The organism is Paenibacillus sp. EPM92 (assembly GCF_016586185.1).
Lineage (GTDB): Bacteria > Bacillota > Bacilli > Paenibacillales > NBRC-103111 > Paenibacillus_G > Paenibacillus_G validus.
In genome coordinates this window covers 1-24,455 of sequence record NZ_BCPS01000005.1, presented here as the reverse complement: position 1 = coordinate 24,455, position 24,455 = coordinate 1, and the positions used below count along the sequence as shown (strand labels likewise).

Genomic DNA, 24,455 nt, shown 5'->3' with positions numbered 1-24,455 from the left:
TGATTTCAACAACTTCTACACAGGGATCTCATAATTAGGAATTACAATTGAGTTATAAAAACTCATATAAGATAACCAAGAAAGGAAGTGAAGGTAAGATGAATTGGTACTGGTTGTTAATGCTTGTTTGTCCAATAATGATGATATGGATGATGAAAGGAATGCATGGCGATCATAAAGCCGGAAACTCAAATAACAGTCATTCTCTTGAACAAGTGACTAACGAGTTGAACGAATTAAAGGAACGGAATAACGAACTACATCGACAGGTTGAAAATTTGCAACAAAAACAGCATGTTTAAAATACGGAAGGGGCATATGCCTCTTCTTTGTATTTTTACATCGATTCTAAGCGCTATAACAAGGGACAAAAAAACTCCCTGGTTTGTAGCGCTTTTTCCATGTCGTGGAATTATACTCAAATATGGTTGAAGCCTTTTTTAAACACAGTCAAATTTTCATTTGAATGTATAAAAAGATCGTGCTATGATAATAATCAAATAAAGGTTTGATTGAAGGGGTGACGGAATGAGCAAAAAGGAAAAAGACACTTGTGATATTTACTGTTATGACGAACCCAAGGTTCAAAGGGTACAAAAATCGCTTGAAGGGCAAAATATTCACGGCATGGTCAAAATGTTTAAGGTATTAGCCGACGAAACACGTATGAAGATCGCCTTCGCCCTTTGTGAAGAAGATGAACTTTGCGTTTGCGACGTCGCGAATATTATCGGTTCAACAATGGCGACGGCTTCGCACCACTTACGGACGTTAAATCAACTTGGATTAGCGAAAAACCGTAAGGAAGGCAAATTAGTGTTCTACTCGTTAGAAGACGATCATGTTCGTCAATTGGTACAGTTAGCATCCACACATTCGGGGGATTTGATTACTAATGGCAAGTAATGTAGAAAATAACGCTATAAGTGAAGAAAATAAAAATGTTTTCCGCGTGCAAGGCTTTACATGTACCAATTGCGCGGGGAAATTTGAAAAGAACGTCAAGGACTTACCCGGTGTAAAGGACGCACAAGTTAACTTCGGTGCTTCAAAAATAACTGTTTACGGCAAGACAAGCGTTCAAGAACTTGAAAAAGCTGGCGCTTTCGAGAACTTAAAAGTTACGCCAGAAAAAGAACGTGTAGTCGAGAAGAAAAAACCATTTTGGTTAGCAAACTGGAATGTATTACTTTCGGTCGTTCTACTGGTTGCGGGTTATTTACTTGGTGAACAATACGGGGAAGAAAGCATTCTATCTTCAATAACATACGGCGCATCGATCATAATTGGCGGGTACGCATTATTCATTAAAGGTATAAAGAATCTTTTCCGTCTTAATTTTGATATGAACACGCTTATGACCGTAGCAATTATCGGCGCCGCGGCTATCGGCGAATGGGGCGAAGGCGCAACGGTCGTCATTCTATTCGCTATCAGTGAAGTTCTGGAACGCTACTCGATGGAAAAAGCCCGTCAATCCATTCGTTCCCTTATGGACATTGCACCGAAAGAAGCGCTAATACGTCGCGGTTCCGCTGAACTAATGGTTAACGTTGACGATATTCAAGTAGGCGATATTATGATCGTGAAACCGGGACAAAAACTTGCGATGGACGGCGTTGTTATTAAAGGGACATCAACGATTAACCAAGCCGCGATAACAGGCGAATCCGTTCCCGTATCTAAAACAATTGACGATGAAGTATTTGCGGGAACCTTAAACGAAGAAGGTTTGCTTGAAGTTAAAGTTACAAAATTAGTCGAGGATACGACGATTTCAAAAATTATCAACCTTGTCGAAGAAGCACAGGCGGAACGCGCACCTTCGCAAGCGTTCGTTGATCGGTTCGCGAAATACTATACGCCCGCGATTATGATTTTGGCGTTAGGTATTGCCGTTGTTCCTCCGCTTATCCTTGGTGGCGATTGGGGCGAATGGGTTTATAGGGGATTGGCGCTACTCGTCGTCGGTTGTCCTTGTGCGTTAGTTATTTCAACACCTATTTCGATTGTTACGGCTATTGGTAACGCGGCAAAGAATGGCGTTCTTATCAAAGGCGGTATTCACCTTGAAGAAGCTGGACGCCTTTCAGCAATCGCTTTTGATAAAACAGGTACTTTGACAAAAGGCTTCCCGGAAGTAACTAACGTTGAAACTTTCGGAACGATAGACGAAAAGGGATTGCTTGCTATCGCGGCAGTTATCGAAAAAGGGTCGCAACACCCGCTTGCTTCCGCGATTGTTCGAAAAGCTGAAAGCATCTGCGCCGATTTATCACTTACCGTTGAAGACTTTCAGTCCATTACGGGCAAAGGTGTAAAAGCGAAGGTAAACGGGGAATTGTATTACATCGGAAGTCCGAAACTTTTCACAGAACTTCATTCCAATATGAATGTTGAAACGAATCAGCGTATCGAAGTTCTTCAAAAGCAGGGGAAAACAGTTATGGTATTGGGTACTGAACAACAAGTTCTTGCCTTAATCGCCGTTGCTGACGAAGTACGCGATTCCAGTGAAGACGTTATCAAACAACTGCACGAAATTGGCATCAAGAAGACGATTATGCTTACGGGCGACAATCAAGCAACCGCCGAAGCTATCGGGCAACGACTGAATGTTACGGACGTTAAAGCCGATCTAATGCCACAAGATAAATTAGACTATATCAAGCAACTTCGCAAAGATTACGGCAATGTCGCAATGATCGGCGACGGCGTAAACGACGCGCCAGCGCTTGCGGCTTCAACGGTTGGTATCGCAATGGGTGGCGCCGGTACAGATACGGCACTTGAAACGGCAGATATTGCGCTTATGGCGGATGATTTAAGTAAATTACCATATACAATTCGATTAAGCCGTAAAACCCTAACGATAATTAAACAAAACATTACGTTTTCGCTCGGTATAAAACTTCTTGCATTGGCGTTTATTGTTCCCGGATGGCTTACGTTGTGGATGGCGGTTTTCGCCGATATGGGCGCGACGTTGATCGTTACGCTAAATAGCCTTAGATTGTTGAAGATCAGAAATAGTAAGTAATTGAAGAAGCCCCGCCACTTTCCGTTACATTTAAAGGTCAGCTAAGCGGGGGGTTCGCTTCGAATAGCGAAGGTCGGGCGGCAATAACTATCGGCTTCGGCGTTCGCTTCGTCTACGCTTCATTTCTCGATCTGCATGTTGTTTGTGGATGTTTAGTTCAATTAATGCGACTTTCTTCGACAATACACCCGCCACGGTCAACGAAGTATGGGATTTTCGGCGATGGGAGTATTTATATAGACGTTGGCCACTTCAAGCATCACAACTGAACTATTAAAAAAATTCTCATCATGTTGTTCCAGTAATCCATTCCGTTGTCCATTGCATTGATACGTGTGAGTATGTGCGACTTGCATCATAATATCACTAAATATTGAAACACTATATTTCTACTAACTACTCGGATTTAGCACGACACACTTTATGCAAATGGCTTATGAGATCATCTATCCTAAAACAAGTTTTGTAAAAGTATTTTTTGAATAATACAAACCAAATATGGATACATTTAACTGATGAACCAAACTTGAAGGGGGATTAGGTTTGTTTGCTGGACAAAAACCAAAGCAACCAAAGAAATGTAAGAATTGTATCTGGGGATATTGGGACGGAATTAAACAATTTTGTTCGAAACAAACATGTGTTCATGCGCGTGACGCGAAAACACGGAATGAAACGGTGACGCTAGAATAGCGGTATCGGACCAGTTGTAAGCGAATATGTCTAAAGAGAAGGGGCAACAAAAAATGACAATATTATCACTGAGATAACATTGTCATTTTTATTTGTTACTTTAAAATACTTCCTCCGAACAAGAAGCGCTTTTCCCACTGTTTACCTTCAATCGTATCGATTCTGACTCCACCCGACTTTTTGGAATAAGTGTGAAGGATTTTTCCATTCCCTAGATAAATACCGTTATGTGTAATACGTTCCTTACTTTTATCGATCCCGCGATAATTCGAATCTTTGCTGCCTTTATAGGACATAAAAAACATAATATCCCCTGGTTTTAGTTTTCGCCAATCTGTTGTGACTGTTCCATTCTTCTTTACATAATCCCCTTGCTTTCTCGAATCAGCCGGAAGCTTAATTTTGGCTCCCTCCAGGTAGGCTTGTCTGACAAAATCGGAACAATCAAATGTCCTGGTGTTAGAACGGCTCGACCCAAATTCATAAGGAGTTCCTAAATATTTCTTCCCGCTACTGATCACACTATGCCTGACCGAAGAAATGTTTGTTAGCTTAATATCCTGTTGATTTTGCGAAGCGGCATAAGCTTGTCCTTGGTAGAAGAGAGGACTTACAACTAGAGTGCTGGTTATCAACCCTATTGCTGCGATCTTTTTCATAGAATCCCTCCAAAAATTAAAGATATATAACTTGCTTGTTCACCCATGGTAACATGTGCGATAGGAGGGGGTTGGATGGAATGTTTTCCAATATACAAAAAGAGATAGGGAAAACGAATTGAGAGATTAATAGTTAATAGAGTTGCCGTGTTCATAAATCATTCAAATTTACAAGATAAATTAAACGATAAGACAGGTAAGCATGGCTGCGCAAATTGACACTAACTCGACATTACACTACAATGAGTAGTATAAAAACGGGTTAAAATACTACAATGAGACTTGGTAATAGGTTGCGATAGAAATTTCACTTTGAAGTTTGAACAAACGATTGGCGGTAAACCCGATTTCTTACAGAAAGGCTAATAAACCGGATGGCCCCTTTATTTAATGTCGATGTTATTGCAGAATGGCTAAGAAGTTATGGGGTATGGGCCATCCTGATTAGTTTACTGATCAACATTCTGATCAGTATATTAGGACTCGTTCCCACCCTGTTTTTATCAGGAGCTAACGCTGTTGTATTCGGATTTATCCCTGGATTTTTTCTTTCCTTGGCAGGGGAAGCACTTGGGGCAGCAGTTTCATTCTGGTTGTATCGATGGGGGTTCGGTAAGCAAAAGAAAGTAAAAAAAGAGAATTGGAAATGGTTACAACGATTTAACGAGGCGGGCCGCAGTCGTCGGGCAATGATTCTGTTTATAGCTCGGTTGACTCCACTGATTCCTTCCGGCGTCATAACTTTTGCCGCAGCGATCTCGCGAATGCCTTTTACCGATTTTTTTCTTATTACTTCGCTGGGCAAAGCCCCTTCCATTGCGTTGGAGACAATGGTGGGACATGATTTGATTCGCATCGGCGAATATTATCCCAGACTATTAATTTCGCTTTTTTGTTTATTATTAATTTATTTGTTATATAGAAAGAAACGAATATGAGACAATGTTCAGTTGCATTAGATTTGACTACATCATTACAGAAGAAGGGAATTTCATTATGAACACATTATTAATTGGAACAGGTGCATTATTTGTTCTATTCTTTGCATTACATTGGAACGCATCCCACAAAGTAAAGCAGCTCAAAGATGTGAAGAGGCAGGAAGACCGATATCAGCGACAGAAGTGGACCAAAATAGCAACCGGATTCAGGTGGGCATGGGTCGCATCTCTAATCGCGGTCATCATTAGCGGCGTGTTGTCTTTGCAGGGAACGGCTTCAAAAACGATTACGTTGACGCATGTCCATGGTCTCGGTTATTCAGGGGACGGACAGCGAATTTTAATCCCTTCTCACCTCGGTTTGAAAGTTTACTCACAAGGGAAATGGTCAGACGGTCAAGGAGAAAAACACGATTATATGGGATTTACCACTGTGGACAACGGTTTTTATAGCAGCGGGCATCCGGCACAGGGTTCGAATAAAAGGAATCCTTTTGGAATTGTAAAAAGTTCAGATGAAGGTAAAAGCTTTGAAATCCTGGATTTGTATGGGGAAATTGATTTTCATTTAATGAGTGCAAGTTACAAGACGCACACCATTTACGCAGTTAACCCGGAGCCGAACTCTAGGTTAACAACAACGGGATTATATTATTCCAAAGACGATGCAAAGACATGGAACAAAAGCGAAATGACTGGAATAGATGTTGAACTGTCCGAACTGACATCTTTAGCTGTTCACCCGTCCGATGATTCAATCGTTGCAGTTGGAACGACAAAAGCGTTGTATGTATCCAAAGATTCAGGCAACCAATTCGAAAAAATAGCCGATCTACAGGTAACTTCTCTTACCTTTGGTATGGAAGGAAATATAATCGTTGGCAGCTACAAACAAAAAGGGGTTATTTATCAAATGGATCTGCAACAGAAACAGTTGGTTGAGGTGAATATTCCAGATCTTGTTGAAGATGCAGCATCGTATATTGCACAGAACCCAACGAATACCAAAGAACTTGTTTTCGCCACTTTTAATCTGGATGTATATATATCCTTGGATGAAGGGATGAACTGGAGGAAAATTGCGGATAAAGGAAAAGGGGTTTAAGAATAACAGTGAAACGTAATCGAAGATGGATTCAAATTGTTGTATTGTCGGTCGTATTGGTAATTGGAGCTTATACAATTGGATCAGCGTTATTTAGATCAGATTCTTCCGTAAAAATTGGCTCAAAAGCCCCCGAGTTTAAGCTTTTTGGTTTGGATCAACAGGTTCATCAATTAGCAGACTATGAAGGGAAAGCACTGGTAATCAATTTTTGGGGTACGTTTTGTCCGCCATGTGTGAACGAGATGCCGGCTCTGCAAAAACAATATGATCAATGGAAAGACGACAATGTGGTAGTGCTTGGCATTAACTTAAGTGAAAGCCGGGTTACAGTACAAAGTTTTATTGATCGATACGCGATTACGTTTCCGATCATTATCGACAACGACAACGAAATCCGAAACAAATATAATGTTATGTCTTATCCCACGACGTTTTTCGTAGATTCATCTGGCGTGATCAAAGATAAATTTATTGGTGAGATGAAAGAACAAGATATCCTCATCCGGATAAATCGATTATTACAATAATTGCTTCGTGAGCAGTTTATGATCAGGAGGCTGCAATGGATAAATTATTCAACAAATATTATGATCGGTTGATGCAGCCGCTAGAAACAAAAATATTCGGCCGGATAAGAAAACAGCTTCTTTCTAAGGCGAAAGGAAAAGTGCTGGAAATTGGCTCAGGTACGGGTATTAACTTTTTGTACTATGAGTTTGCAGATCAAGTCATTGCAATAGAGCCAGATCCAATGATGTTGGAGCAATCCCTAATTAAAGCACGTGAAGCTACAGTTCCGATCGAAGTGGTACCGGGAGATGCCCAAAAACTACCGTATCCAACCAATTCGTTCGATTCAATCGTTGGAACACTAGTATTATGTACGATACCTGACCCGGCGAAAGCTCTGGCCGAAATCCATAGAGTATGCAAGCCTGAAGGAACGATTTTAATTTTTGAACACGTAAGGTTAAATCATCTGGTCCTTGGTAAAATACAAGACTGGTTAACGCCCGTTTGGAAACGATTATGTGTTGGTTGTCATTTAAACCGCAATACACTTGAAACCGTTGAACAAGCAGGTTTCAGAGTGGTGCAAACGACGTCGATGTGTAGGGAACTGTTCCTAGTAATTGAAGCAAGAATAAAATAAATTGGAAATGTGAGACTGCGGTGAACGATAAAGCGGCAGTTATTCTGGAAATAAAATAGACTGCTTTTATGTATCCGCGAAACACTACGTTATGTAGTTTATAATAGATGCTTGTCAAGGTTCGATGTGTGATGAAAGCATAACTGCCAAATCTATTTAACGGATTTTGGGGGGTGAATAGTTAATGTACTCCTTTTTTAGTAAAATTAGCGCCTTCCTTAGCGAACCATTCGTTAACGCGGCGAACACTGATATCGCCTTTCTTGCGGCGCTGTTTCTCGGTTTTGTTGGTTCGGTTGCTCCTTGTCAAATGTCAGCGAACGTTGCGGCTATTACTTACTTTGGGCAGCGTCAAGCGCAAGCAAGGTTGTCGTGGCCCGAAACGTTCATGTATTTATTAGGGAAGATGATTGTATTCAGTATTTTCGGTGCTTTGTTTTGGTTTTTCGGTCAAAAGATATCCACTGACATGATCCCTTTATATTCTTTTGCAAGAAAGCTGCTTGGGCCGTTATTGATTTTAATCGGATTGTTTTTGCTTGGCTGGATTCGGCTTCCTTTTCAACTTGGGGCTCGAGTGGCAGGATTTTTTGAAAAATTGGCCGATCGAACCGGAGGAAGGAGCGGAGCCTTTCTAATGGGGATTGCATTTTCGCTAGGATTTTGTCCAACAATGTTTGTTTTGTTCTTCGGTTCGCTTATGCCTTTGGCATTGCAATCAACATATGGCGTAGTGTTGCCATCTGTTTTTGCAATCGGTACCGCAATGCCGTTTTTACTAATTGCCGGGTTTGCTGTAGGTTTCGGGTTAGATCGAGTCATTGTTAAGCGTGCCAAAAGGTGGGGGTTGTGGATACAAAAACTTGCGGGTGTGTTATTTATAGTGCTGGGCATAAGCGATACCTTGACATATTGGACTCTAATGTAAATCATGGGAGGTGCCAACGGAAAAATAATGCAGAGTGAGAGCCACGAGTAGTTGATTAGACCTATTGTGTGATCAAGAAATTTTTCGCGAACTTACAATTTGTGACGCTTCTATAGTTTATCCTGTATCATTCGATATGAAATGATATAGAATCGACAAATATCAACACATTTAAACACGTGGGACTTAGGGCGGTGCCAGAAAAATAAAAATTATGGTATTATAAGGCTATGATTTGGAAGAAATAATAGGAAAAATGGCAAACCAGATCGAAAGGCTGGGACGCAAAGCCACGGGTCTTCTGCACTATTGCAATGATCGCCGGGTTACCCTCACAAATCTCACATCTACGAAAAACTAGACACGGCCGTTTGAGGGTACGTGTCTTTTTGTCGTGATTCTAGAATGAATACGAGGTGATGATATATGGAGGAGCGTGTACGCTATGCTGCAAAAGTTGAAGAAGTCATGCGCTGGCAAGAAAGCAGGATACAAGTATTGCTGGTGGACAGCGACCCCGTATGGCAACAACGGTTGACGGCGTTGATCGATGCTGAGCCGGATATGAGTATATCTCATATTGCAACAAACAAAGAATCGGCTATTCGAGCCAGTATGCAATTGGATTTAGACGTAATGATTCATGACCCGGTGTTACATTCGTCGCAACAGGATGGATTGGATACAATTGCCGAAGTGTTGAAGATCAAATCACTGCCAATCATTATCTTGACTTCACTCTACCAGCCCGAGATCATTGTGGATGCAATGCTGGCCGGAGCGATCAATTATATTACCAAGATCAATTATGTGGATGTCGCAAGTGCCGTCAGGGAAGCGTATCAAGGGCAATCCTCCCTTCACGCCGATGTTGCATCCATCATCCGTAATGAAATTGGACTTGTTAAGCGAAGGGAATTGCATCGAATACTGACTCCTACTGAAAAAGAAATCTTGCAGTTGATCGGTTGGGGCTATACACAACCGGTAGTTAGAGAATTGCTCGGAATCACGTCTAACACAATGAAGACGCATGTTCGCAATATCATTCGCAAATTCGACGTATCTTCCATTCGCGAAGCAGCGGAAAAAGCGAAACGTAGGGGCTTGTACGATCAACTAGATCGCATCACCTGTTAGCGATTCGTTTCCGATTCGAGCCGTTTCGCGATGGTTTGACAACCAATGATCTGTTGGTATGAGGGAAAAATCACCCTCCTCTTTCGAATGTATTATTGGTAAAATGTGGACAAATGCAGGTATCTACAGAGGAATTTTATTACCAAGTTTGTAGGAGGTGAGAATCAAAAATTGACTTAAGTTGCGAAAAATGGCATCCTTACTGCTTCCTCCACTTTACTAGAGAAGGGACGATGATAATGAAAACGGAGCGTGAACAACCTATAATCATGACGATTAACAGGCAGGCTGGCGGAACAATTTCAGGCAGCATGCACAGCAAGGAGGGAATTGTGATGACGCTGACCCAGCACCCCGTCCCCTATGAGAAAGTAGAATTATGGCTGAAGTCTTACAAGGACTGGAAGGCGAGACTGAAGTACATGCAGTCAGAACTGTCCTACATCCCTGAATTAACGCGTACGCTACAAATGGTTGCGGCTCACAGCAGCGGCAGAAAACAGGAAACGGTTTTACGGACGGTTATACGACGTATCGAAATCACCGAACATGAAATCCCGTTGCTGCTATCCAGAATCGGTTTGATCGACTATGCTTTCTCGGCTCTCACCCCGGAAGAAAGCTTGTTCATTCGGTTACGATATATGGATCAACTGGCGCTTTCAGACGCCATGAGCCGCCTAGCACTTTCCCGCCGCGCGTACTTCTACCTTCGAAAGCGAACATTGCACAAAATCTATATGAAAATCAAAGATCGGGCGGTTTTGTTGGATTTGGATTCGTCCCAAAATGATTGACCGGTTTCAGAAGATGCATATGCGCATCTTCTTTTTTTGCGTCCATTTTTCATTTTAATACGTTTTTATTCGTTACGTCCAATCCCAGTAAATACGATTAATGTCTCGCCAATTGATTCAATGAGTATTGAGGAGATTATAACACATACATTGGATACTGAGAATAGCGAATCTATCGAATGTTCATTTGACTTACTCTGCCTTATAAGCTGAAAGAATAAGGTGGTGGAAATGTGAACTCAATTCGGGATTCGTTAGGTCAGCGCATTCGCACATTGCGGGAACAATACGGATGGACGCAAGAGCAGCTTGCAGAGCGGGCAGACCTCCATCCTAATTATATCGGACAAATTGAACGCGGGCTAAAGAACGTTTCATTGGATAATATTTATAAACTGGCTGTTGGTTTGCGCATGGATTTGTCTCAGTTATTTGTTTTTGAGAATCGCGAACTTCCAGAGCCGTTGTCCCAGATTGGCCAAATGCTACAGCATTGTTCCGAAGAAGATTTAGATTTTCTGATTCAACACATCGAGCATTTGTTGAAGTGGAGACAAAAGTAAGTAACTGCTCGAAAGGAAGCGCCGGAACTGCATCGAACATGCACCGAACGCAGCACTGGATTTGCTCTCTTTTTTGCACAAAGTCTGCACGCGTTATGCACATGATCCGTGTTATGATGTTAGTGTGGACAGGTTGTGCAACCACAAGCATCATGAAGACTGGTTGTCCCTTTCATCAAGCGCCGTTTCTTTCCCTGCTATCCCAGTGGGAAGAAATACGGCGCTTTTTTTATTTTGTTACTGATACAGCAGTCGTCGACTATATTCCGAATGTAAAGGAGTTGAACTAAACATAGGGCAACGCCAACCATCAAAGGCCCGCACAATTTCTCGCACGGTGTTGCCAGGTGAGAAAGGGAGTTGATGTTGATGTATCCCGACGACACATAATAACAAGCGGCGAATGATTCATCGGCATGCGTGGAATCAAGTTTATCAAGTCTTACGATCAGACCTGGTCGCAATCAAGCGTTGGCACGCTCTGCGGCAAGGTCTTTTTTGTTGTCCTTCCCGCTTGTCAGGAAGCGTCGGCTGTCGCTCTCCCCCCTCTGTTTTGATTGATCAAACAAACCAAAACGGAGGGACGAGTATGAAAAAGATCAATTTGAAAGACATATATCCTTTTTGGAAAACGGATGTATGGGTTGAAGTGGATGACGAGGTGGCTCAGGAGCTGCATCGGTTTGAATTAATTGAAAGCGCATACAAACTGCGCACGTATCGTCACCGGGCGTATTACTCGCTGGATCGAAACGATGGAATTGAGAAGGACGTTCTTTTTCTTTCGATTTCGCCGGAGGAGTACTATGAACGCAAGCTCTCCCGGCAACAGCTTTACGAAGCGTTGTGCCAGTTGCCGGAGAAATCGGCCAGACGAATTTATGCACACTTTTTTCTAGGCATGAGCAAAGTCGCTATTGCCAGAGCTGAGCATGTCGATGAACGGGCCGTTCGTAAATCTATTAAACAAGGCTTAAAGATAATGGAGCGTCTACTCAAAAACATGTGATTTTTCGTCATTGGGTCCGGTTTTCCCGTCAGAATGAAATGTTATATAGAGGATCTTTTCAGACAGCGGCTGGTTGCATCCAGCCGCTCATCATTCTCGGTGAGAGGGGCAAGTATCGATGCATCCTATTCGATTTCGGGATGAAGAACACGAGAGGTTCTATCATCAAATGCTGGCTGAAAGGAAATGCAACGACGGCTATCATCGTGCGCTTTTTTACACATTGGGCATTTCCCGGGAAACTAGGAGTCATGTACGTGATTTGTTTGATTTTTCTAACGGCGGCATTAATCCCAAGGGCCTTTCGGCCCCATGGCAAACCGGCAGTTCCATTCGAATATGTCGGCTCGCCTTTAATCTATGGAACGGGTGGACCGAACCAGGTGGGGAACGCTTCTCCACTCCCAACGAATTATTCGATTGCAGCTACGCCCCTTTCTTTTTCGAGGCAATTCATCTTCGTTATCCGGAATATTTCCGAAGTCAGGAAAAGATTTTCAAACGGCTATCTGAACAAACCCGCTGAACAGATACCGATTGTCGGGGGTGCATAAGAAGATGAAAGAAATTAAAACGAGGGTTGTTGTAAAAAACATAAAACGGCTGGATAGGTTCAAAAATTTAATGGAACGAGTAAGGAAAACGGGTGTCCGAGTCAAGAATCATACAGACAACGATGAGTCGACTTCCCCATCTCCTGTTGAATTTGCGCAACACCGCACCGCATCGTCAATTAAAACAATGGCTCAAATGGGCATTCGCATGAAGACCAACAGCAGACTGATTCGGTTGATTCAAAAAAAGAGGGCAACTCCAGTTGAAGATGCTGCTAATCCACAATCGAGTGGGTTACCCGTAAAAAAGTATAAGAAAACGACAGACGGGGTTATGAAGGCGAGAAAAAATCCCGTTAACGATTCCCGACTTTCCCCGAATGCCGATGCTTCTAACATGAGTACACTGCGATTTACCCGTAGGATGCAACCCCGTGAGCCGTTCGATGGAAAATACCTTTTGCCTTCTGATCAACTACCGGGAAAACAACGCTTTGTACGAAGCCGGGTCAATGCCCGGCTTTTGCATCGTTCTCAAAAAAACAGCTTTCCTGACCAGATGCTAAGAATGGACGTTAGACATCCAAAGTCCGTCGTAAAAAATGAAATAATCATCACCGCCGCGGCATCTCATTCAGCAAATGTACGAAGCAATCACCCTAAAACGCTAACGCCGGAAAGATTGAAGCCACGACATTTCAGACAAGCGTTATCCCGTATCCCCTCCGCTATATCAAAACAAGCAGGTTCAACGATCAAACGTAAAGAACGAAAATTCAAGGTATTACCCCTATTTATTAAAACCGGGCAACGACTGGGTCAGACTAATAATCATCCGGATTCGCAAGCCGAAGGGAAAATGAATGCGTTCAAAACGGCACGGCGGACAGTACAAATGGTGATGACTGCCCGCCGATCTGTTCAAAGGGCACAAGCCGCCGCGAGATTTAATCTTCGGATCATTAGAATGGTTGCAAAAGCAACCGCCCTGCTCGTCAAGGGATTGACGGCGCTTTTGGGGATCAGTAGTTCCGTTATCATCTTGTTGTGCATTGTAATGGCGGTAGCCGCAGTCATTTCCTCTCCCTTTGGCATCTTTGTATCCGGCGAAAATACGGACGCCGATGTAAAGCCGCTTTCCCAAATTGTTGAACAAATGGACGATGAATTTGCCGCCAGACTGGAAGAAGTACAGCAATCAGCCGACCCTGTAGACCGGGTGGAAATTCATTATCCTGGCAGCGCGGACAATACTCGAATGGATAATTGGATGGATATTATAGCCGTCTTCGCCGTGAAGACCGTCATGGATGCTGAAAATGGAATGGATGTGGCTACGCTCGATGCAACAAGAATCGGTATAATCCAATCCGTTTTTTGGGATATGAATCCAATAGAAACTCACGTTGAAACGATAGAACATAAGGAAACAATGACGGTAGAACATGAAGACGGGAGCACCAGCGAAGAAACGATTACCAACTACGAGTACATTTTGCATATTACGATTGCCAGCAGGACTGCGGAGCAACAGGCCGACATATACCGCTTTACAAGTGAACAGAAAGACATAATAAATGAAATGCTATCCGTAGAGTTCCGACCTTTCATGTTAGCGATCTTAGGTAAAGAACAGGATATTGGATTTACGCCGGAATAACCTGAAACGATTAAACATCATCTGCCCTAAGAGGAATTGTTCGATTTGGATAAACAAGTCCTGTTTGGCAGATCGCATTCTACGAACGCAAATTGATCCTCCGAAAAGATAAGGCTCAAGTTCTGAGCCTTATTCGCGTTAGCGTGCCCCATAAAGCATATATCTTCTTGCTGGACAAAATTGGTTCACGGGCGGTTATCAAGTGTTGGCTTCAATAAACTTTGGCTGTGGAAAGCGCGTTTATTGCGAAAAAGAAGGAATAAAGTCCCCTTTTGTCAAATAGGTAACTTTCGGGAGTAGCGAAAGGTGGGTCTTCATGAACATATGTAATTATATGCATGACGATTTGTTTTATCAAAACAGGTCGGAATTATTTTATACTGTTCTCCAGTTAATTCTTTACGGATCGAGCTTGCTTTATATGACTGGTAACGGGCGGTATTTTGGCACGACAGCCATTGTCAGTTCTATGTGGAGGATTAATATTATGAGTACTGGTACCCTACCTCGAGTAAATGAACGATTATTTTTTTTCGATAAAGAGGTAATCGTTGTGAAAGTATTTTCTATTTTTCAATTGGCAGAAATTCGTTACGCTTGCTCACTCGCTACATTTATGGTTGATATAAAAGTTTTGCGCCAAGAAGCAGATAAAAGTAGTTCTATCTCTATTAAGTTATTAGGTGGTACAGATAAATGATCTTAAATTTTATTGAAGGACCTTTAAACGGTGATTCTTGGGAAAGTCTAATTACCTCTTGTTACAGGATGAAATACCAAGATGAGCACTTCACCGAAATTCCAGCAGTTCATGGAGGTGATGCTGGTATTGAGGGATTTACACGTCATGGAAGGGTTTATCAATGTTATTGCCCTGAACGTGAGTATTCTGATGATGAATTGCACGATCATCTAAGAGATAAAATGACAGCAGATATAAACAAATTGATATCGCCCAAATATGCCAAAAGATTAAAGGAATTGGGTGTGCCCAAAATAAAAGAATGGCATTTTGTAATTCCTCAGTACAGGGATTCAAGAATTGTTACACATGCAGAGACTAAACGTAAAGAAGTGCTTCTGAAGAAAGAATCCGAACCAAATAATTATGATTATATAGATGATGATTTTGTAATAGTCATTAAGCAAGCAGAAGACTTTAAAGTGGAAATATCTAAAATCATTCGAACAACATTGACGGATATGCAACTTAACTTTGCAATTTACCATACTACTAGTCCCGACTGGTCGAAATGCGATTCTGAGAAAGCCGGCAATATTAAAAGAAAGGTTAAAGCAGTAATGGGAGATGTTGAAGAGTCTGATGAGGATTTCAATGATATTGTTAATACTTACATAGATTCCTACATTAAAGGCATTGAAATTCTAAGAATATTACGTGTTTCTTACCCTGAGGTCTATGAAGAAATTTACATGCTGGAGCAATCGTATAAAAAGCAGGTATCCCTAAAAACTAAAATGAATACAGACAGTTCAATTAACTCTAAGTTATTTTTCGAAATACTCGATGATTTTCAGAATAAGCTAGAACAACAGTTTAAATATCTTACAACTGCATCAGTAATGGAATTAAAAATTGATCTTATTAGCGGGTGGCTTGCTGATTGTTCGATGCAGTTTAGAAGTAGGTGAACTGGGATAATGCTAGAGAAAAATTTTCTAATTGCGGATGAGATATTGTTTGATGCGAAGCCCGATGCAGTACCGTACAACTATAGAATTAGTTATAAGTTGGCACAACTTTGCTTAATTCTTGAAATGTGCTGTGGCCGTGGAGGGTGTTCATTGTTAAAGTTGCATATGATTTCAATCGGTCTTAGTACAAACAATGACATGGAGAAATTAAGTGATTTCGCTAACGATAGACTAACCAATTATACTATAGTGAGATTTGATCCAGCAGTAAACCATGCTGTAAAGTATGCACTTGCTGAAGAACTGTTCTTTCAACAACAAAATGGTTTATTTCGTCTGACAAAGAAGGGTAAGGCCTACGTAAAGAAAATTATTAGAAACACAGATTTATTAAGTAATGAAAAGCGGTATTTATTCACCTTGTCAAATAAACTAACAGAAGAAAAAATTAACAACCTCACTTCGCTTTGGAGGTATTCCAATGTTGAGAATTAGAAGATTGAAAACTGAAATTAAGACAAGTAACGGTGTGTTTGGATCTGACGATAAATTCACTGAAGGTCTGAATTTTATTGCAAGTGAAGATAACACCTGTGGAAAGAGTTCAATAATAGCTGCAATTTATTACTGTCTTGGTCTTGAAGAAATAATTGGTGGTCGCGGTGAGAAAGTCCTGACATCAGTGTATAAAACTTCTATTGAAGAAGGAGAAAGCGTATGGCCAGTACTTGAGTCAGGGGCATATTTGGAAATTTCAAATGGTAAAGACGTGATTACAATTTACCGGGCAGCTAAGATGGAAAATAGAGATAGTAAACTGATTACGGTGTGTCACAGTGAATTAGACGATATCGGAAAACCCAATATATTGTGCGAAGATATGTACGTACATATGCCCAATTCAGCAGTTAACAAAAAAGGATTTCATAGCTTCTTAGAAACATTCTTACATATTGAATTACCGTTAGTACCAGCTTCTGATGATGCAATTAGAAAGTTATATTTGCAATTAATTTTCTCAGGGATGTTTATTGAACAGAAGCACGGATGGGCGGATCTCTTATCAGGAATGCCTGTTCTCGGAATTAGAGAGTCCAAGAAACGGGTATTAGAATTTATTTTGCGCCTAGATACTTTGGAAAATGAAAAGAAAAAGGATTACCTTCGGACATCGGAAAGTAACATTAAGCATAAATGGGAGTCCCTTGTAAAGGAATTAATCATTTATACAAATAGGGAGTCATGTACAATAAGTGGGCTTCCAGCAAGCCCGAAGTTGCTGTCCGAGGATGATTTCTCAAAAATCCTTATTAGTAAGGATAATGACAGTATAGAGGAATATATTGAAGACCTTAACGAGCAGTATAAAGAATTGGGGCTTATGAAGCCCAAAATCATCGATAATTTTGATGAGATTCAAGAAGAACTAAATGAGACTGAAAATTCAATAGACCAATTCGAAAGCGAGCTTCATAAACATAGAGATATGTTGCTTTCAGAAAATAGCAGTATTGAAAGATTAGCTAGTAATCTGGAAATAATCGATTCTGATATTAGAAATAATAAAGATGCTGCACGTCTTCGAGATCTCGGTTCTGAATTGAATTTAGCTACTTCGAAGGATCTTTGTCCTGTATGTAGTCAAGCTATTCAGGATACTTTGATTCCAGATTCAAGTCATATGCAGGTCATGAGTATTGATGAAAACATTAGGCATTTGAACGCACAGAAAGAGATGCTAGAATTTGCCCGAAATAGTCATAGACAAAATAAAGAGAAATTGCAGGGTAAAATAACTCAATTGGAAAATAGCTTATTTAAGCTTCGTAGTTTAGCTAAATCGTTACGCAGCGATCTTTATTCGACGAACGATAATATGTCAGAATCTATTGTTTATAAGAGATTGCAACTTGATTCCGAAATAAACAATCTCAATAAATTGTGTGATTTTTTATCAAGCCAGAAACTGAAACTAAAAGAGCTATCGGATGACTGGAAACAATATCTAACAGAAAAATCCGGATTGCCAAGTAAAAAGTTTACGGACTTGGATGAGGAAAAAATAAAGACATTAAGAAATCATTTTATTAACAATCTGAGGCAATTTGGTTATAAAAGTATTCTCAACTTAAATCAAATAGATATCTCTTTAGAGTCATATCTACCCGTAATTGAAGGATTCGATATGAAATTTGATTCTTCAGCAAGTGATAATATACGAGCGATATGGGCTTTTATACTGGCATTACTCCAAACATCTAATGAAAAAGCAGGAAATCACCCCGGAGTATTAATCTTTGACGAACCTGCCCAGCATAGCATCGTTATTAATGATATGGAGCAATTTTTTAATTGTATTATCAAGTTGAAAAAGAGTCAGGTCATTGTTGGAATTACGATAAAGGATAGCGATACACGTCAAGCAATAAGTAAATTACCTTCGGAAGATTATAATTTAATTAGAGTACCCAATAAAGCTTTTCGAAAGTTCGAATCAGAAAGCGAATAGCAAATATCTAGAATCCCCGGGGAATTTATAACTAAGTTCAATCCAAAACCAGAATGAATGAGGGATTGAATGTTCTCGTTATAATAATCGTTCCGGGGATTTAGCTTGTTCAGGAGAATTGTCAGCACTTACAACTTATGTGCTTCGTCGGTGACGTAATACCGCCATTAACGTAAGCGCTTGTGAGTCAGACTCGACCACAGCGTAAAGAGTCTAACGCTACTGAACGGCGGTAATGCATTAAACCAATAAAGTCTGTGCCTATTTATCTCGACAGAGTAGCAATACCCCTTTCACGTCTGGCATCAAAAGAACGTATCCTCGTGTCTCGTTTTCCTTAGCCCCCTCGCCTTTTTCTTAGAAAACGCTCTCCGATCTGATCGATAGTTTTGCAACCAAGGTCCGATTTTGCATTGAAAATGAAATGAATATTAGAGGGACACTATTCAACCCCTCATTGATCCTTGAAAACTGAATAAAATCTTATCCGGTACGTTCCCCGCATGACCTGAAAGGAAAGCCAGATTGCAGGCGCGCCATGACCATTTTGCCGGTTCTTGTTTCTACATGCCCTGAAATCAGAAGCGGTAAACTGCGAGCGATTTTGCCCATGCAATGAAAAATGGTGGTGCTATTTATGGCGAAGACCCATGCGGAGGGATAATGATACTTCCGTCCAGCCACAGTTCAGCGCAATGGGGGCGGCTTGCAGCGATCCTGGAAGAGGTTTGAAGCCTATGAGGACGGCTAACCACTGTCCGCCGGATAGGATATTTGAGAGAAGCAACCAAAACAGAGGCGAAAACAGAGATGCGCACATACGGTTATGTTCGTTGCGCATCTCTGATTTTCAGCTTTGATGGATTAATGGGAGGTTATTATGAACCATAAACTCATCCGGTACAGCATGCAAATAGCTATGATAAGACAGTTACTGGCTTTATCTTTGATTACCGAAAACGAATTTCATTTGATAAAGAACAAAACGATGCGGGATTACGGCATCATTTCGGACCTTACTTCTTGATTCGCACATTTGTCGGTTCGCCCATCTCTTATTAAACTGATGGCGAGTAAATAAGAATGGAGGACAACACCATGGCTCTTGAAGTGGAAGTGATTAAAGCAAGTCGGAAAATATCGGATCGCAACGCCGGAAAGTTATCGGATGTTCTTCGCGTCGCCCCTTATGCCCGCGTAAGTACCGACACTGAGGAGCAATTGAACAGCTACAAATCGCAAGTCGCATATTATACCGATCTCGTAAGCAAGCGCAGCGACTGGATGCTTGTCGATATTTATGCGGACGAAGCCATAACCGGGACACAGGTAACGAAGCGCGAGGATTTTCAGCGCATGATTAACGATTGTATGGATGGGAAAATTGATATGATCATCACAAAGTCTATCTCCAGGTTTGCAAGAAACACGCTGGATACGTTGAAATACGTCCGAATGTTGAAGGAAAAGAACATCGCCGTATTTTTTGAAGACGAAAATATCAATACGCTGACGATGGACGGCGAATTGTTGCTTGTCATTCTAAGCTCCGTAGCGCAGCAGGAAGTGGAGAATATCTCCGCCAACGTGAAAAAAGGTTTGAAAATGAAAATGAAGCGCGGCGAACTGGTGGGCTTTCAAAGTTGTCTGGGATACGATTACGATGTGAATACGAAACAGATAACCGTTAATCAAGAAGAAGCCGAAATCGTCCGCTATATTTTTGAACGATACTCATCGGGAATCGGCGCTTACGTTATTGCAAAGGAACTGACTGAGGCGGGACATAAAACCAAGTACGGAAGAGTCGAATGGCAGGACACAACCGTTCTTGGTATCATAAAGAATGAGAAGTACAAAGGCGATTTGTTGCAAGGAAAGACATTTACCGTCGATCCCATTTCCAAGAGAAGATTGGACAATTACGGCGAGGAAGATCAGTTTTATGTCAAAAATCATCATGAGCCGATTGTCAGCGAGGAAGTTTTTGAAAAGGCGCAGGACATATTGCATCGAAGAGGCGAGAATCGCCGCCGCGGCGCAAAAGGCAAGCGGGACAAGTACAGCAGGAAATTTGCTTTCAGCAGCAAGTTGGAATGTGCTTTCTGCGGAAGCAATCTCTCGCGGCGGAACTGGCACAGCGGAACCCCGCATGAAAAGGTGATTTGGCAGTGTGTGACAGCCACGAAAAAAGGGAAGAAATACTGCTCTCTCAGTAAAGCCTTGGAGGAAAAGCTGATTGAGGGTGCTTTTGTCGAATCGTACAAATTGGTGTGCCGCAACAATTCGGATGTGCTAGACGAGCTTATGAAAAGAATGGAGTCCGTGTTTAGCGACCAGAATAATCAAAAGCGACTGAACAAAATTATCAGCGATATTCAGGCTACGGAGCAAAAACGTTGCAAACTGATTGATTTGTGCCTGGATGAGAAAATAGACAGGGCTACTTACGAACAGAAGTATGCGGAGCTCGATACTTCGCTTACTAAATTGCTCGAAGAAAAGGAACAGTTAGAGCAATCCGCGCAAGATGAAATTGACTTGGGAAAACGGCTTGAACATTTTCGCAAAGTGCTTCAAACGAATGAGCTTCTGACCGCATTCGACCGGAACGTATTCGAAAGCATTGTCGATAAAGTGATTATTGGGGAGAACCCCGATCAAGGTAGTCCCGAGCCGTACAAATTGACCTTCGTCTATAAAACCGGCTTTCATAACAGCATCCAAAGCAAGATGCATAAGCAAAAAAAGTCCATGCGAAGTGAAAGGGGGAAAGTGCATTCCTATTCCCAGCACAACACATGTGGAGTGTGTAGTGTCAACATGCCGAAAAGATCTTCTATAGTCGAAGGGCGATGATTAAGCATCATCGCCTTTTGTCCTAGACTTTGAAGTTATATGTGACACTCACGTCACCAGATTCCTTGACCTCAATCCGCTTCACAAGCATTAGTAGTAACTCTCGGTCTAGTGTTTCAAATGAAACAAGTTTTGCAATATCTGGTAAAGTCAATTTGACATCCTCATGTTCCTTGAGAAGATTGCTTAATTTTTGTTGAGTATCAAGCAATTCACTACTAATCCTCTCAAGCATCTCATGATATTGTTCTTTTTCGATATCACCGTCGAGCCACTTATCTTCAGCAACTTTCTTTCGTCGCTCAAGTTTTTCAAGTTCCTTCTTTAAAGTTGTAATATCCCTTGAAGCTGCTTTCTTCTCGATTGCAGCTTCCTTTTGCATTTTCTGAATAAGGGCATCAGAACTGACATTCTCGTTCATTAAGAGTTTGATGTCAGAAAGAATCAAGTTGATAAGTTCATGCTCGTAAATAGAGTGACGAGTGCAATGCCCTTTACCTCTTAGTTTGTATTTCCCGCACATATAGTGGGTTTTCCCATATGAGCGTTTAACACAATGCATTCCTGATCCACAGTCAGCGCAGAAGAGTATGTGGGTAAAGAGGTTCGGCATACCACTAACCTTATTATGCGATCTACGATTAATCAGGTCTTGAACAACTTGGAATTGTTCTCTTGAGATCAACGCCGGATGGTTATTAGTTAACATTATTTGTTCTTCCTTCTTGATGGCTTTCCGTTTATTGCTACCTAAAGTAGCAGCTTGCTCTCGTTGAGCGATCAAGTCACCGACATAGACAGGATTGGTCAGGATATATTCGATTGTGCTTTGGCACCAGTACTGACTACCGTTTTTCCGACCATGAGTTTGCCCAGGGGTTGGAACTTCATCAACATTCAAGCGATTGGCAATCGCTTGCATCCCTAACTCGCCTTCTTGATACCAATCAAAGATTCGTTGAACAATGTCTGGAGTGCTGTCATCAGCAAATACTAGGCGCTTCTCCAATTTCCGATATCCATACGGTGTAAATGAACCTGTAAACTCTCCACGCTTTGCCCTAGCACGTTCTGCCATTCGTATGAACTCTGATGTAGTTTGACTCTGCATATGATAGACCATAGCGTACATAGTCAACTTACTCTGCCAATCTGATTTGTCAGTATCGAGATTTTCTGTCAGTGCAATGAAGCGAACGCCGATCTCAACCATTTTCGGGATAACCGTTGTCAACTCACCCATATTACGCCCAAACCGACTCAGAGATTTTACGAGAATCACTTGAAACTTTTTATTCAGACCATCTTTAACAAGTCGAGCAAATGCTTCTCTCTTTTTGAAGCTGGAACCTCTCTCTCCATAAGTCTCGTAGAGAACCCAACCTTTTTTACGATAGTAGTCTTGCAAGCCCTCCTCTTGATTGATGATCGAAGAATCTTGTTCTTCAAAGACAGTTGAAACTCGAACATAAGTTGCTACCTTCACTTCAGTTCCCCCATTCAAGGGGATACCTAAACCGTTGTTGTCAGCTACATTATATCTCATTATTTTTTACCATCCAGTTCTTTTTTCATCCAGAGAAATAGTAGTGTTTCAAGCTTCTGATCTCCTTCATACTTCCTTTCAATTATCCGAGGCATACTTTCTTTTTTTTGATCTTGCATGCAGAACACTCCGTTCTAGTTAAGTTAGGAGTTCGATCTCCGCATGAGTTAAAGAATCTCTTATTCTATATCCCAATCTGTTTTTAAGTCCCTCATCTAAACAGCAATGTTCCCTAAAGACATGAAAAAACCGCACTTATGAAAAGTGCGGTTGATAAATTTATCGGGAAGGGCAATATTTTTTAAGAAATTTGTCGAAAATCGGACTTGAATACAGATATATTTTACATAACATAGAGGACACTTCTCGCAAATTCAGTCTCTGAGAAAGGGGGGGTTATTAATGACTGATCTTATTGGTTTTTGGACGAGCGGTATGATTACCCGCGCTCACACGGAGGATCATGGTATTTGCTTCAATCCTGAAGGAACTGGCTTCGTAACTTGGTCAAATTTATTTGTGGAGAACTTCGATACCTTTACTTGGTCTTTGGACAATAAGTGTCTTTCCCTAGTTGGCATAACGAGATATGTTTTTTACCATGAAAAACTGCAAGAAGTATCTCCTTCCGAGATTAATGAGCGAGATATTCAGATTGTTCGTACCAAGTATAAGTCTTTGGACGATGAAGAAATTGACACCTTAGCCTTTCCTAAATATCCAGAAAGAGTTTTTGGCTTCATATGTAATGATATTTGGGGTATAGAGCATTATAATGAGCTGCAGAATATTTTGACAAAAGGGGTTGCATGACATGAAAAACGAATTGCAAGAACAAGTCTTTACTCGCTTTCCTTGGACAAGACCCGACGAATCCGATACTAGGAGTCCATATACATTATTTCAACTTGAATGCGGAGATGGTTGGTTTCAGTTGCTTTGGGATTTATTCACCGAGATTGAATCGTTGTATCAATCGAGAGATACGGAGATTCAATTAACCATCGGTCAAGTAAAGCAGAAGTTCGGTTCTTTAGAGGTCTACATTCATGATGCATTGCCAGAAGCATATGAAATTGTTAATAGGTATCAAACGTTATCTGAGACAATATGTGAAGGTTGCGCTATTGAAAGTTCTATTCAGCAACGTCACTATTACTTCTCAACCTTATGTAATCCTTGTTATGAGATCAAGCTTCAATCCAGAGCTAGACTTGGGAGGAACGAAGGATAAGGTAATCCTCCTATTACTTTCAATTCCAAGTATTCGTTCCGCTAATGATGTTGGACGGATACTTTTTTATTTTTGGATAAGCAATTCAATAATTATTACATCAGTACATGGAGTATCCCAAAACGAAGGAGGTAATTCAAGTTGAGAGCCAAGCCGCATGTAAATGAAAATGTTCAACTGCACATGTCAGCTTCATACATCCGAAATGGTAGGTCACGAAGCATCTCCGAACCTAACAAGCCTAAGCGTATCTTTAGTCTTGTGATCAAGGGATTTATGCTCAGTTCAGTCCTATTGAGCAGTTTTGCCACCGCAGGGATTCCGGCTTTTGCCGCGACTTCACCCGCTCTACCCACTCACCCAATTACTACTCAAGCACCACAGCAAGTTCAAGAAGATGTTCTTG

24 protein-coding genes and 1 riboswitch are annotated in these 24,455 nt (G+C 41.3%); of the genes, 22 read left to right on the top strand and 2 right to left on the bottom strand.

What is annotated here, in order from left to right:
- The first annotated feature begins 98 nt into the window (after positions 1-98).
- The 3 genes from JMF85_RS00520 (at position 99) to JMF85_RS00510 (ending at position 3,040) form a co-directional block, all read left to right on the top strand.
- Positions 99-302, top strand: coding sequence for a DUF2933 domain-containing protein (locus JMF85_RS00520; RefSeq protein WP_054798818.1), 204 nt, complete (start codon positions 99-101; stop codon positions 300-302).
- Positions 303-528: 226 nt separating this feature from the next.
- Entirely contained in the window at positions 529-906 is a 378-nt protein-coding gene (locus tag JMF85_RS00515; protein WP_054796030.1) for an ArsR/SmtB family transcription factor, read from the top strand.
- Positions 896-3,040 carry a heavy metal translocating P-type ATPase gene (locus tag JMF85_RS00510; protein ID WP_127608023.1) on the top strand — a complete coding sequence of 715 codons (2,145 nt, stop codon included), beginning with the start codon at positions 896-898 and terminating at the stop codon, positions 3,038-3,040. The genes JMF85_RS00515 and JMF85_RS00510 overlap by 11 nt, the downstream gene beginning before the upstream one ends.
- Before the next feature lie 788 nt (positions 3,041-3,828).
- Here the strand turns inward: JMF85_RS00510 and JMF85_RS00505 are convergent.
- Positions 3,829-4,392 (bottom strand): C40 family peptidase, encoded by a 564-nt coding sequence (locus JMF85_RS00505; protein WP_127608022.1) that lies wholly within the window; start codon positions 4,390-4,392, stop codon positions 3,829-3,831.
- Positions 4,393-4,766: 374 nt separating this feature from the next.
- Between JMF85_RS00505 and JMF85_RS00500 the strand changes: the two genes are divergently transcribed.
- From JMF85_RS00500 to JMF85_RS00425, 16 genes are all read left to right on the top strand, one after another.
- Positions 4,767-5,330, top strand: coding sequence for a TVP38/TMEM64 family protein (locus JMF85_RS00500; RefSeq protein ID WP_127608021.1), 564 nt, complete (start codon positions 4,767-4,769; stop codon positions 5,328-5,330).
- A 58-nt stretch (positions 5,331-5,388) separates the two neighbouring features.
- A complete protein-coding gene (locus JMF85_RS00495) occupies positions 5,389-6,438 on the top strand; it encodes a F510_1955 family glycosylhydrolase (protein WP_164751823.1) in 1,050 nt (349 codons plus the stop codon).
- Positions 6,439-6,446: 8 nt separating this feature from the next.
- The gene (resA, locus tag JMF85_RS00490) at positions 6,447-6,968 is read left to right on the top strand and encodes a thiol-disulfide oxidoreductase ResA (protein WP_127608019.1); all 522 of its coding nucleotides are present in this window, start codon (positions 6,447-6,449) and stop codon (positions 6,966-6,968) included.
- 35 nt (positions 6,969-7,003) lie between these two features.
- A complete protein-coding gene (locus tag JMF85_RS00485) occupies positions 7,004-7,594 on the top strand; it encodes a class I SAM-dependent methyltransferase (protein ID WP_141336219.1) in 591 nt (196 codons plus the stop codon).
- A gap of 184 nt (positions 7,595-7,778) precedes the next feature.
- Positions 7,779-8,522 (top strand): urease accessory protein UreH domain-containing protein, encoded by a 744-nt coding sequence (locus JMF85_RS00480; RefSeq protein ID WP_127608017.1) that lies wholly within the window; start codon positions 7,779-7,781, stop codon positions 8,520-8,522.
- A 248-nt stretch (positions 8,523-8,770) separates the two neighbouring features.
- Positions 8,771-8,856: riboswitch (cyclic di-GMP riboswitch) on the top strand.
- 92 nt (positions 8,857-8,948) lie between these two features.
- Entirely contained in the window at positions 8,949-9,662 is a 714-nt protein-coding gene (locus JMF85_RS00475; RefSeq protein ID WP_201317582.1) for a response regulator, read from the top strand.
- 239 nt (positions 9,663-9,901) lie between these two features.
- The gene (locus JMF85_RS00470) at positions 9,902-10,459 is read left to right on the top strand and encodes a hypothetical protein (RefSeq protein ID WP_054796027.1); all 558 of its coding nucleotides are present in this window, start codon (positions 9,902-9,904) and stop codon (positions 10,457-10,459) included.
- Between the two features lie 233 nt (positions 10,460-10,692).
- Entirely contained in the window at positions 10,693-11,022 is a 330-nt protein-coding gene (locus JMF85_RS00465; protein WP_054796026.1) for a helix-turn-helix domain-containing protein, read from the top strand.
- Positions 11,023-11,611: 589 nt separating this feature from the next.
- The gene (locus tag JMF85_RS00460; RefSeq protein ID WP_127608015.1) at positions 11,612-12,031 is read left to right on the top strand and encodes an RNA polymerase sigma factor; all 420 of its coding nucleotides are present in this window, start codon (positions 11,612-11,614) and stop codon (positions 12,029-12,031) included.
- Between the two features lie 118 nt (positions 12,032-12,149).
- Positions 12,150-12,557 carry a DUF6075 family protein gene (locus JMF85_RS00455; protein WP_127608014.1) on the top strand — a complete coding sequence of 136 codons (408 nt, stop codon included), beginning with the start codon at positions 12,150-12,152 and terminating at the stop codon, positions 12,555-12,557.
- 32 nt (positions 12,558-12,589) lie between these two features.
- Complete coding sequence (locus JMF85_RS00450; protein ID WP_127608013.1) at positions 12,590-14,245, top strand: hypothetical protein; 1,656 nt, start codon at positions 12,590-12,592, stop codon at positions 14,243-14,245.
- Between the two features lie 487 nt (positions 14,246-14,732).
- Positions 14,733-14,945: a hypothetical protein gene (locus JMF85_RS00445; RefSeq protein WP_127608012.1), complete on the top strand. Its 213-nt coding sequence runs from the start codon at positions 14,733-14,735 to the stop codon at positions 14,943-14,945.
- Entirely contained in the window at positions 14,942-15,898 is a 957-nt protein-coding gene (locus JMF85_RS00440; RefSeq protein WP_127608011.1) for a hypothetical protein, read from the top strand. The genes JMF85_RS00445 and JMF85_RS00440 overlap by 4 nt, the downstream gene beginning before the upstream one ends.
- 9 nt (positions 15,899-15,907) lie before the next feature.
- Positions 15,908-16,396: a hypothetical protein gene (locus tag JMF85_RS00435; RefSeq protein ID WP_127608010.1), complete on the top strand. Its 489-nt coding sequence runs from the start codon at positions 15,908-15,910 to the stop codon at positions 16,394-16,396.
- Positions 16,383-18,410, top strand: coding sequence for a coiled-coil domain-containing protein (locus JMF85_RS00430; protein ID WP_127608009.1), 2,028 nt, complete (start codon positions 16,383-16,385; stop codon positions 18,408-18,410). The genes JMF85_RS00435 and JMF85_RS00430 overlap by 14 nt, the downstream gene beginning before the upstream one ends.
- 1,098 nt (positions 18,411-19,508) lie before the next feature.
- The gene (locus JMF85_RS00425; protein ID WP_201317581.1) at positions 19,509-21,269 is read left to right on the top strand and encodes a recombinase family protein; all 1,761 of its coding nucleotides are present in this window, start codon (positions 19,509-19,511) and stop codon (positions 21,267-21,269) included.
- A 22-nt stretch (positions 21,270-21,291) separates the two neighbouring features.
- Here JMF85_RS00425 and JMF85_RS00420 read toward each other — a convergent pair whose 3' ends face one another.
- Positions 21,292-22,815 carry a recombinase family protein gene (locus JMF85_RS00420; RefSeq protein ID WP_201317580.1) on the bottom strand — a complete coding sequence of 508 codons (1,524 nt, stop codon included), beginning with the start codon at positions 22,813-22,815 and terminating at the stop codon, positions 21,292-21,294.
- Between the two features lie 402 nt (positions 22,816-23,217).
- On the opposite strand from JMF85_RS00420, the gene JMF85_RS00415 reads away from it, so the two are divergent.
- From JMF85_RS00415 to JMF85_RS27885, 3 genes are all read left to right on the top strand, one after another.
- Positions 23,218-23,628, top strand: coding sequence for a hypothetical protein (locus JMF85_RS00415; RefSeq protein WP_201317579.1), 411 nt, complete (start codon positions 23,218-23,220; stop codon positions 23,626-23,628).
- 1 nt (position 23,629) lies between these two features.
- Entirely contained in the window at positions 23,630-24,049 is a 420-nt protein-coding gene (locus JMF85_RS00410) for a hypothetical protein (RefSeq protein WP_201317578.1), read from the top strand.
- Positions 24,050-24,190: 141 nt separating this feature from the next.
- Positions 24,191-24,455 (top strand): hypothetical protein (locus tag JMF85_RS27885; RefSeq protein WP_236595680.1); only part of this gene is annotated, 265 nt, incomplete at its 3' end.